Source organism: Vreelandella olivaria (assembly GCF_023507745.1).
GTDB classification, from domain to species: domain Bacteria; phylum Pseudomonadota; class Gammaproteobacteria; order Pseudomonadales; family Halomonadaceae; genus Vreelandella; species Vreelandella olivaria_A.
Genome location: NZ_JALPZO010000182.1, coordinates 140286 through 151045, shown reverse-complemented (window position 1 = coordinate 151045; position 10760 = coordinate 140286). Strand labels below are relative to the sequence as shown.

General features: G+C 47.5%; 8 protein-coding genes. All 8 read right to left on the bottom strand.

The features are described 5' to 3' along the window. Positions 1-84 precede the first annotated feature (84 nt). The 8 genes from HP566_RS21510 to HP566_RS21475 all read right to left on the bottom strand — a co-directional run bounded on the left by HP566_RS21510 (position 85) and on the right by HP566_RS21475 (position 10471). The gene (locus HP566_RS21510; protein ID WP_249979342.1) at positions 85-3831 is read right to left on the bottom strand and encodes an SIR2 family NAD-dependent protein deacylase; all 3747 of its coding nucleotides are present in this window, start codon (positions 3829-3831) and stop codon (positions 85-87) included. Between the two features lie 731 nt (positions 3832-4562). Continuing rightward, positions 4563-5279, bottom strand: coding sequence for a zeta toxin family protein (locus HP566_RS21505; protein WP_249979341.1), 717 nt, complete (start codon positions 5277-5279; stop codon positions 4563-4565). Between the two features lie 302 nt (positions 5280-5581). Then, positions 5582-6496 carry a hypothetical protein gene (locus HP566_RS21500; RefSeq protein WP_249979340.1) on the bottom strand — a complete coding sequence of 305 codons (915 nt, stop codon included), beginning with the start codon at positions 6494-6496 and terminating at the stop codon, positions 5582-5584. A gap of 657 nt (positions 6497-7153) precedes the next feature. Next, the gene (locus HP566_RS21495; RefSeq protein WP_249979339.1) at positions 7154-7459 is read right to left on the bottom strand and encodes a hypothetical protein; all 306 of its coding nucleotides are present in this window, start codon (positions 7457-7459) and stop codon (positions 7154-7156) included. A gap of 117 nt (positions 7460-7576) precedes the next feature. Then, positions 7577-8944, bottom strand: a complete 1368-nt coding sequence (locus HP566_RS21490) for a DUF927 domain-containing protein (RefSeq protein ID WP_249979338.1) — start codon at positions 8942-8944, stop codon at positions 7577-7579. Then, positions 8937-9929, bottom strand: a complete 993-nt coding sequence (locus HP566_RS21485; RefSeq protein ID WP_249979337.1) for a toprim domain-containing protein — start codon at positions 9927-9929, stop codon at positions 8937-8939. Before HP566_RS21485 ends, HP566_RS21490 begins: the two co-directional genes overlap by 8 nt. After that, entirely contained in the window at positions 9922-10239 is a 318-nt protein-coding gene (locus tag HP566_RS21480; protein WP_096653372.1) for a hypothetical protein, read from the bottom strand. Before HP566_RS21480 ends, HP566_RS21485 begins: the two co-directional genes overlap by 8 nt. Further along, positions 10232-10471, bottom strand: a complete 240-nt coding sequence (locus HP566_RS21475) for a hypothetical protein (protein WP_249979336.1) — start codon at positions 10469-10471, stop codon at positions 10232-10234. Before HP566_RS21475 ends, HP566_RS21480 begins: the two co-directional genes overlap by 8 nt. Positions 10472-10760: the final 289 nt, after the last annotated feature.

Here is a 10760-nt window from a genome sequence, read left to right as displayed (position 1 = left end):
GTAACAACTTCTTCAGGACGGCTGATTTACGCTCTGCAGAATAACGTGGCACAAGGACTCCATGTCGCTCCCTCTGGATTAGATTTAGGCGATATCGCCAACCGGACAACTAGGCTGACAGAGGGGGCTTGCGGCGTTTCTTACCTCTGGCAGGGGATCGTTTTCTGCTACTGAAACCCATTTTTTTACAATAGGGTCATAACCAAAGCCACCTTCAGCCATAGCTAATGCAAGGTGGGCACATCCCCATCGCCATAAGGGAATACTGTCGGTATCAGCATTATGGCTACGGCTATAATCTAGCTCTTCAATCAGATAGCTTAATCCATGTAAAATCATCTCATAAACTAGCGCTTTCTGTGAGTCCTCCCCCTTAGAAAAAACCTTCCGGAAAAACTGTAAAGATCTATTCAGCCCCTTTTTTCTACGAGTTGCTACTATTATTCCGATCTCTTTAACTATGTCATCTGGAATATCTGGTAAATGAAAACTACTGTCTCTGGAATATTTCAACCAAACGTTCAACATTTCAAGTACTTTATCAGCAGATTCTTCATCTTCGGATGATAGAAAGATTCTAATCCGATGAGAAATAGCATTAGCATTAGAAGCATAATACTTAGACAGACCTGGATATAAGAAACAAAATGCTGCATTATCCTCAGACATTACTTTTTTATATACTGCGTCAACAACTTTCCGGGGGAAATCAAAAAATATTAGCAAATAGCCTAATCCAACACAAACCTCCTCTTTTATATAATTCTCTCTTGAAAACGGATCTTCTACCTCCTTTATATAAAATGTTTTAGTCCAATCCATAGCACAATCAAAGAGCTTTGATTGCTCATCAGCATCTAAATCTATAAAAACTCCCTCCATATGAAGGGTATTCAAATCTAAACCTAAATCAGATAATAGCTCACGTTTTGGCAACGGGTCTTTAAATATATTCTTTTTGTAACGTTTATAAGCAGTTTCAGGTTCTACTTGAGGCAGCAAGAAAAAGACCCAGTTATTTAAGCCTGTATCTTGTGGTAAATTGCTTTTACGATTTACATTACCCCATATAGCATTTGCAAACTGTAACTTCTCTTCATCATTTAAGTGATTACAAACCCCAGACACCGCCAATCTTAAACAAGCATTTTCACGCTCAAAACTAATACTCAGCAACCCTTTCTTAATAATTTGTAAAAAAAGCAACCAACTATCATTATTATCATTGTTTCGACCAGCAACACTAAATTTATTTCTATTTGCAAGCACTTTAACTGGATCACTTACTTCAGAAGCTTTGTCATTAACTCCTAGAATCGGCAACTTCATTACATCTAAAGATCTTAAATCTTGAGTTCTTTTAGGAATCGCCTCCCATGATCTTGAAAGTAGATTTTCTATAGGTTTGGATAACCATGTATGTGCAAATATCAAATCAGAACTATAAATCGCAATAGCCTTATCAAAAATCTTTTCAGCTCCATCCTTATCAAGCCTAAGGACTAATCTTGATAAAGCTTCAATAGCAACTCTTAAACGACCAATCCAATAGAATTTATTTTTTGAATTAGCAGAAACCTTGGTAGAAGAAAAGTCGATGAACTCCCCCACCACCTCAACTAAAAAAATCACATCCACCAATTCAATACTTGCAATAACCGGCCTAGACCAGATGATATTAAAGGAGTTATCACCTTCAAAATCGGTTATACGCAGCATTAATTTCATCGCAAATAAAGGATCATTCTCAAGCAATATTTCAGAAGCTATTTTTAAATCATCAAGGGATACTCTTACATTATTGACCTTAGCCGGCAAGCCAGCAACCTCAGTTAACCTTAAAACTCTTAATGCTGCTCGCCACTTGATAAATTTACGTTCAGAAAAATTTATTGTCTTTCCTCTTACAACACCTAAATCAAAGGGTTGGGCCTCTTTACTTTCCCTGTTATCCAGTAGTTCTTTGATATAAAATTCTTTATGACTAGAGACATCGCAAGCAAGATGTGAAAGTTCTTTCCACCTATCAAATGCAGACTCGTCGTTATAGTCAAATTCTTCATCTATTTTGTATCTCCACTCAATAGCCTGGGCCATCCATAGCATCCAAGACTCTCTTGAAGAAGAACTTATTAAAGAATCGCCTCTTTCACTTTTTCTTATTTCTTCTAAAGCATGCTCTAATGTTCTTATCCCGTCTTCAGACCTCCCAGCTTCAACTAGAATTGCGGCTTTCCGGGCCATCCAAATTGGGTCCACGCCAGCTACATCCCATTTATCGAGAGCAGAATCCAAGGCTTCTAGCTTAAAATCATTTAACAGCCACAAACATTTCTCATGAGATACAAACTGTGTGGCTTCTTCCTCACAACCAAGAAAGTTATTTAACCGAAGCATATAAAAATTAAAATCAGTCTCATTCCCATCAAATCTATAACTAGTTACTAATGACTTAGTTAAACGAAAACAACACAAATACAGTTCACCCCAGTCTACATTTTCAAACTTACCGTTTATTTTCCTAGCATGACAGTCAACATTAAAAAGTACGTCTCTTATCTCATTAACAACCTTATTTGGAATAGGGTTCAAAACCAAACTACTTCTAAAAACAAACTCATCCAAATAAAAAATAATCTCCTCGTAGGTCAAAAGCTCCTTATTATCAAAAAATGCTTTTTCCCAATACTCAAGCGTTCTTAATATAAAGTGGCTATTATCAGGTGGTAAAATCAACCAGCCTGGGTACATTTTTCGGTTAAATTTACAGCTATCAAAATGCTTCCTTAATCCCTCAACTGTAATTTTCTCTTCACCATATCCTACAGGATACTTGCTTTCATCCTGAGGTATTTCTCCTGTTAACCCATCAACCGGCTGCAAGTATTCGGGAATTTTTTTTGTTTTTCTTTCAGGTACTTGTGGCCAATTCATAAAATTATAAGGCTGACCACACTCTAGTGTTTTCAACAGCCACTCTGTTGCATACTGGTGCTTGAGATGTTCCGGCCACATTTTCGCTTTAGGATGGCTAGCAAGGTCAATCGGAACAACATTTCTATTTTCTAACATTCTCCTTCTATGTGCTGACAAATCCAACCAACCCGCAAGATATATTTTTGGTGCGGCGTCGCCAAGGTTATCTCTAACCCAACCTGTCCAATGTAAAAAGTTTGGATCTTCCCCCGAGAATCCAACCAGTAAAAAAACAGTTTCCATCATAGACTGCTGAACGGTATTAACAAATGGAGCATTTTTTTTGGGATAACTTCTATAATCTTCCTCAGTAAAAATAAAGGGTACGCTTGAAGGGAATGAACCATGCAACTTAAAAATACGAGATCCATTAGATGATGCAATTTCATCTACTGTTCTAACTACGCGATAATTTCTATTTGTAACATGCAATAACGTTCTTTCTAGAAGAGTATCCCAATTAGTTGTAAAAACATCCTTCCAAGGAAGCTTTAGTAAGTCTTTATGAAAATCGCTTGGTAAATAATTTTCATCTGGAACTGCTTTTCTTATTAATTCGTGAAGCGCTCCTCTTCCAAATGCAGATTCATATTCTTGAGCAAGTCTTAAAAAACCACTTGTTCCAGAAGCTTCCGCTAAAGCACTCTCACGGCGATGTTGATCTTCTTCAGAATATAAGTGGTAGCACAATTCTTTAGCTGTATCATGCCAAAGCGGAAATTCACTAACCCCAGGACCTATTTTTTTTCCGTTGCGAGAGAATCCAGCACCTACCATTACCGAAGCGCGACTTCCCGAAGGATGCCACAAAGCATTTCGAACCTGGTTCATATGGCTTTGATCAGGCAATGGCATCACGAATCTCCTTAAGTTGGGACTATTAATATCATTCAAGAACAATTAGGCCTTCCCAAGCTATCCAACCAACTCGCTATGCACAAGATATTTTAACTTTTTGCAAATCAACTACGTAATTTGCATGTGGTACTGCACAAATCCGCATGAATTCGCATGATTTTCATGCACCCATTTTCCACCAGCCAGCCCAGCAGTGGCGCGGCTTGGCAGCGTTTGCAGGGGCGCATAAAAACCGACACATTTAGCGCGCGGGCGGGGCGGGGTGTCGAGTGCGCGGCGTGGGTCGCGGCCGGAGTGAGGTTGGATGGTTGGCAACATCGCCGCATAAAGCCCCTTAGGCGCTCGCACAAAGCTGGCCACCCTTCCCCCACCTACGGCCCTGCCTAACACACCCGCCCCGCACAAAGGCAGGGCGTTGGCCGTACGCTGGCAAATGAGCGGCTTCAGCACTGCTAAAACCTTCTATGCTACGCGTACAAGAGGGACTATTTATACTGAACTAATACAAAAAACCCGCCTCATGGGCGGGTTCGAAAATCGATGTCTAGATTATGCTTTGCTTTGCTCATGCTTAGCGAGAACGCTGTTTTGGCGCTCAATCGCTTTGCCTAATACTCGGCTATAAACACGTTTTTTCTCTCTGGAAGACGCTCCGCGGATGAACGCTGAGAAGGATGACTCCCTAACCTCGACTTCCTTTTGGCCTTTCATGAATGCGAACATTTTAATCACCTAGTTTTTTGCAGCGCCCTTATCAGGGATTCGCGAGTGTATTTCTCGGGGATGTGCGTGTCAATCCTGTCGACATTGTCTTTGTAGTACCTCATAGAGCAGTCATTATTTTTGACAAGTAAATCAATGCTTACGCTCCGTTGAAATTCAGCTTTTATTCTATGTACAACATCTCTTGAGCTAAAGTATTGTTCTACAAAGCTTTCTATGGGTATTCGCCTCCCTTCACTGGCCTCTCTCGCCTCAACGAACTTCCAAGCTTGTAGCGGATCTTGATAAACGAAAAGGACTTGCACATACCGACTACGCCCGACAGACCTCCTTATATTCTTCTCTGCAGCATCGTACCTTGCAAAGGTTCCGTCAAGGAGAAAGCTTTGCCTATTATCCAAGGCCATATCATGAATTTTATCGACAAGTATGGACACAGCATGCTGGAATAACCACGAGTTGCTACCGGTATAATCCTCAAATTCACTGCGAAGCTCATCGGGATCTATACGCAAAATCGGAGAGCCACCTTCTGACTCAATGAATTTGAGCAGCTCAAGAGATGATTCTGTCTTTCCAGCTCCTGGTGATCCCGCCATAAAAACGGATACAGGATCAGCTTCCTTTGGATAAATCGCCTTATCAGTTAATCTTTTAGCTATTTTCTTTTTATTTTTTCTAGCAAATTCAACAGCTTTTTCTTTTATCTGGTCATCAGTCATATTTTTAGCTCAACAACTATGTGCCTGCCGTGATGATAAGCCTGAGTCATAAATTGGTATCAATCACCCTTATAATCTCATTAAATTTAGCTCTAGTTCCCCCTATCGTAGCAAGCTATTGCTCAGTGAACCTTACATCTCAGCATATACTGATTCAAAAATAACAAGAAATCTTCATCATCAACATGTGGAACCCCGCCTTTCTTGCTCTAATGCGAAATAAACCAATGCGAGAATCTAACACCATGACCAACGCCCCACACAAAGGCGGGGCGTTGGCCATACGCTGTAGAATGGCTGGGTTAGGCTTGTGCGCTATCCAAATCGTCCAGGCTCGGTACATACTCCATTTGCAGCTCAAGGTCTTTTAAACAGCGGGCAAAGCCCAGGCTTGATGCGTATTCACCCTTTACCGCCTCACATTCGAGGCGCGGCGGTAGCTGGGTCGCTGGCATGCCTTGTTGGCCACCAACTTCTGGCAAGAAACTAACCAGCAGCTCACCCAACGCTGCGTACTGGCGCAGGCGGATCTCACGGGATGCTTGCCTGTGATCATCATTGGTCATGTGTGGCGTGATACTTTTACCCGGCTGAATAGCAACATCAATACCTAGTCCAATCATGAAACTTGTATCGTTATAGGTGGCCACCTCGATACGCTCCAAAAGTTGCGGCACAGCGGCGCTAAGGCTTGCCATGCTATCGCTTTCACTCATTTCTCTCAGGCTGCTCAATAGCTGATTATGCGATAAAAGATCATCAAGGCGGCGCGCGGCTATTCGTAGCGACATGCGCGCTGAGAGAGTCTGCATTTTGAGCCATTCCGCTTGCGGCTCCAGTAGCGCTATCATTTCCTTGATCTGGCTAGCCTCTGAGGCCCACTGCCCTTTTTGCTTGAGCTTCTCACGTACTGCCTTGCTCTGCTTGCCAAAGCCCTTAACGAACTCTTGCCGCCATTCGCTATCCACACCTTTCTCTTGCTGGCCTAACGCACTCAGCGTTTTCCGTAATTTTGTTAGCTCATTAGTCACATCTTCGAGCTTCTCACGGCGTATTAAGTATTTAGCTCTCTCCCTCTCCAATTGTGCTGTTAGTTCTGCCTCTGTGACCTCGGTAGCAACAATGTCGGGGGCTTTAAAGTAACGCATGTGGGATATTTTCATTTCTTGGCTATCCGGTTTAGCTGCTGGGGTGGTATCTGGTGACTGCTGGGTCATGTGGGCCTCACGGTTGGGATGGGTGCGTGGGTGAAACGGTGGAGCCAAAGCCCCACCAACGGGAAATGTTTAGCTGGGTGAAAAACGCCTGCCAGGAAGGGGAAGGGGCCGACTGCACTAGGCTGCTTGAAATTGTTCGCAGTACGAACAAGATCCTTCCCCCTGTGTGTTTCCACCCTCTAGGTCGCAAAAATCGTGGCAACAAGGCAACAGAGTCTATTTCACTGATTTTAATAGTTTTTTTAGTGGCAACACTGTTGCCACGGTTTTTTGAAATGGCAACAGACACACAACGACATAGGTATATAAAGATATGTGTTGCCATTGTTGCCACCTCTCTTATTACTAAGGCAACGCTGAAACCCGCGTGGTTACTGGCCGTTGCCTTGTTGCCACTGTTGCCACTGTTGCCACAGAAACTAGGTTCACGCGTAGTTAGGTTCATGAGCTTATGGGCCGAAACTCCTCTTTCCTGGCAGGCGTGATTTTCTCCTCTATATAATTCCTCTCTCTGACACACGAAAAAGGCGGCAACAAGGCAACAGCCATAAAGCCTATTATTTTCAGTGCTTTGCAGGTTGCCATCCGTAGCCGCTATTTTTGAGACGGCAACAGATAGGGAGAGAACGCCAGAATTCGCCCATAACGCCTGGTTTTTCATGCGCTCCTCCGCTCTGTCTCCAGTTTGTCGGGATCAATGACGAAAAAGCGCGTGCTCCCTCCTCCTGGCAGGCGGTAGTTTTTCTGGTTGCGTCCGTTATCCACCTTGGCCAACACACCGTAGGTTTCCAAGGTGCGTATCACTCGCTCTCGGCCATAGCCTGAGGCGGCCTCACTCAATGAAGCGCGGTTGAACAGGTAAAGGCGTTTTAAGCCCTCTATCTCGTAGTAACCGGCACGATGCTTAACGTTAGGATTAGGCAAGTTGGCGGCGATGTCGGAAAAGCGACTATCACCGTGCATGGCGATAAAATCCGACAGCGCGCTAAGTATTTGCCTATCCTCGGCGTTCCCATCACCAACGGTAAGCAACCACTCGTCAAACAGTTGGCGGCAGGCACTGGCGGCGGTGTCGGCCTTTCAGGGTAAAAGTCCATAGGTGATGGCCAGCTCCCCGGCAAATCCGATAATGGCGAAGCGATCCGCTACCCTGCCCGCTTGTGGCCCTTCGGCTTCGAAGCCGTCCCGCACTTGCGCAAAGCGCTGATAGAAAACGTCGGGATCTGTCTCTTTAATCAAGCGCTCCACAAACGCAGGCCCCACCATGCCGTAGTGGTGCGCGGTGGCCGTGGTTAGCTTTCTATGGAAGGTGGCCCCGCTCATGCCGTGAACGTCATCAAAGGCGCGATAGGTGCGAGTGCCTGCGTTTACGTCCACCATCCGCAGCTCTGCCCCAGCGTGGGCGGCATTACCTGAAATGGCCGCATGTTCAGAAAGTGACCGCTCCCCGCTAGAAAGCGCCAAAACACGCCAGTAAAGCTTGGGCCGCCCTTCCCGCTCGCGGGTCATGGTGCCTTTACCGGTGCCGTTAGCGATGGCGTAGGCCATTTCTTGTACCCGCTTGGGGTCGGCGCGTTTGATCTCGTCCAGAATCAGCACCGTGTCATTGCGTGACGATGCCTCGATCTCGATACCGCCCCGCGACATATCCCAAGAAGCCGCAAAACGGCTGGGATCGCCCCACACTGAGGCGGCGATAGCCTGAGCCAGTGACTTACCGCTTGAGGAATCGCCTACCAAATGCACACCACCGCCGTTTACGCCTACCTTTGAAAGCAGTGGCCCCGCCAGTGCGCAGCAAACAGACAGGATCAGCACCGGGTTTCCCTGGCAGTAGTGCGCCAGTTCGCTTTGCCAGCTTTCTAGTGTGCCCCGTTCAGAAAATAGGTGGGCACCCTTGCCGCTGTCCTGAAAGCGCACGTCCTGGCCGCCTAAGATTTTGCTAGGCAGCACAAACGCACCGCTTGCATCGTGCCAGCCCGGTTTGGTCGTGGTGGCCAGCACTCGGTTTAAGTCGTGGTGACTGGCGATATAGGCAGGCACATAGCGGCGCTGGTGGTACTCCACTTTTAGGCCCTGGCGGAAAAGGGCTTTTAAGATCTCTTCTCCCTTCCCGGCCAGCGCTTCCATGGGCATGACGTATTCAATGACCTTGCCCCGGTGCTTGAAGCGCAGTAAGCGGCCTACGCTGCCGTCATCACTGTTTAGCGTTTCGGCATCCACATGCAGTGGGCCACAAATCCATAGATCAAACGGTTGGCCAATATCATCGCCCTGCCCCTGCTTGATGCCGTGGAACCATGTGCCCGCTCGAAACAGCTTCCCATCCACCAGGGTTTGCCCTTCATATACGGCATAGCTTGGGCGTTCTAAGGTGTCGATCTCCGGCGCGGTAGGTTGGCCAACTAGCGCAAGGTAGCTTTGCTGCTCGCGTTTTTTCTCACTCATGGTGGCCCCCTTGTTGGCGATACCAGCACGCCAAATCGTTAAAATCGGTCAGGATATGCGGGGCTTCTTTCGGCCAAGCCGGGAACAGCACCAACGCCCCCACCGCTAACGCGGCTGCATTGGCGGCTGTACGGCCAGGGTTTCCAGGGGTAGCGCGGTCGTCGTCGCCAGCAATGACCATTTCAAGGTGGCCATAGCGCTCACATAGGCCACGAGCAACCGGCTCTAAATTTCCCGCGTGCATGGCACACGCCATTGGCTCGCGGGTGTGGGCGTGAATCGTGGCCCCGGTGGCCCAGCCTTCACAGACATAAAGGGTCTTTCCAGGCATTACCCGGCCAAGCGGGGAGTAAGCGCCTAGCACCTGCCCGCCTTTCAAGAAACGCTTATTCCCTTGGGCATCGATCAATTGCACATTGACCAGCTCACCATCGGCGTAAAGCGGCACCATTAGCTGGCCTTTAGGCGTTTGGCGCAGTCGATAAGGGCTAATCCCTTTGCTCACCAAATACGTATGGCCAGGGCAAGCAGGCTGGCCATTGAGCCAAAGCTTTTTGGCCAGTTGGGCGGCTTTGTGTTGAGCCGCAAGGCGTTGTGCTTCCGCCTGCTGGCGTAGCTGGCTTTTGGTGGGGGTAACTGCAATGGGGGGTGAGGCTTGCGCCTCACCGTTACGATGAAAAATACCCAGCCCCAACCGTTGATCGATCATCATGGCAGCGTCTACCTGCCGACAGCTGCGCAGGTAACTAAGCAGCGATACTAGGTCGCCGCCGTGGGCGTCTGGATCAGCAAAATCGTTCCACTTACCGCTGGCCAGTGACACACCAAACGAACCTTTCCCCTGGTCGTCGCGGGCCGTGTTGCGTGCTACCCATTCGCTGCCTTGGCGCGCACCATCGGGCAGCCATTCAGCCACTAGCGTTTCGGCGTCATTAAGCGCGGCAATAGCCACTTGCTGGATTTTTTGAACGGTCGTCCTAGCCATTTTCGCCCCCCTTCCTGGCAGGCGGGTTTTGGCGTCGGAAGGCTTGCCGGGCTGCCATGAGCAAATCGTGTGAGTCCGCCAACAATAAGCGGCAGGAGAGCGCTACATGGGCGATGTCGCGAGTGTCGGCACAAGAGCTGGGGGCATCCAATACACTCAACGTCATCATGAGATTACTGGCGGCTTCTAAGCGGATCTCGCACTGCTCGAACAGGTCGTCATAATAGGCACGGGGGTCGATCAACAGGCATTCGGCCTCTGTCAGACAAACGGCATCTTCCAGACGTGGGCTATGGTTCGTGCTAGGCATGATCCACCCCTTCAACGCATAGGCGTTCTAGCTCGATCAGGAGTTGGTCATGTTCTTGGTAAGAGAGGAGTTTTAGCGCGGTGGCCATACGTGCCATACCCAACAGCTGCTGAAGCTGTTCAGGCTTACGGTTCACACGGTAGGCAATCAGTTTTGCACCGATTAGCGCGGTAGCGATATGCGAGGGGGAAATTTGGGTGTGCGTGTACGCACCTTGGCTGTGATTGGCCATGGGTAAGACTCCTTGGATATTGGAGTCGCCACGATCCTTCCTACGAGATTGGGTGGCGACCGTACGCGGGGTAGGAAACCGGCATCCAAGGGAACCGGCCACGCCGAAGCGTGCCCACGCACAGCCGCCATAATGACGCACTACAGGCATGAAAAAAGCGCCTGCAATGGTGAGGGCGCTGTAGCGCCTTGGATAGAACGGGTTCCTACGCCCGGCTGTAGATTTTGCTACAGCACTACCATGATAAGCATTCCCCAGTGTTCCTCGCAAGCTTTTAAAGCAGCAAATT

Bases quoted from the DNA above. Each gene is read 5' to 3' on its own strand.
- HP566_RS21510 (WP_249979342.1), bottom strand. From the start codon at position 3,831: ATGCCATTGCCTGATCAAAGCCATATGAACCAGGTTCGAAATGCTTTG.
- HP566_RS21505 (WP_249979341.1), bottom strand. From the start codon at position 5,279: ATGACTGATGACCAGATAAAAGAAAAAGCTGTTGAATTTGCTAGAAAA.
- HP566_RS21500 (WP_249979340.1), bottom strand. From the start codon at position 6,496: ATGACCCAGCAGTCACCAGATACCACCCCAGCAGCTAAACCGGATAGC.
- HP566_RS21495 (WP_249979339.1), bottom strand. From the start codon at position 7,459: ATGCACGGTGATAGTCGCTTTTCCGACATCGCCGCCAACTTGCCTAAT.
- HP566_RS21490 (WP_249979338.1), bottom strand. From the start codon at position 8,944: ATGAGTGAGAAAAAACGCGAGCAGCAAAGCTACCTTGCGCTAGTTGGC.
- HP566_RS21485 (WP_249979337.1), bottom strand. From the start codon at position 9,929: ATGGCTAGGACGACCGTTCAAAAAATCCAGCAAGTGGCTATTGCCGCG.
- HP566_RS21480 (WP_096653372.1), bottom strand. From the start codon at position 10,239: ATGCCTAGCACGAACCATAGCCCACGTCTGGAAGATGCCGTTTGTCTG.
- HP566_RS21475 (WP_249979336.1), bottom strand. From the start codon at position 10,471: ATGGCCAATCACAGCCAAGGTGCGTACACGCACACCCAAATTTCCCCC.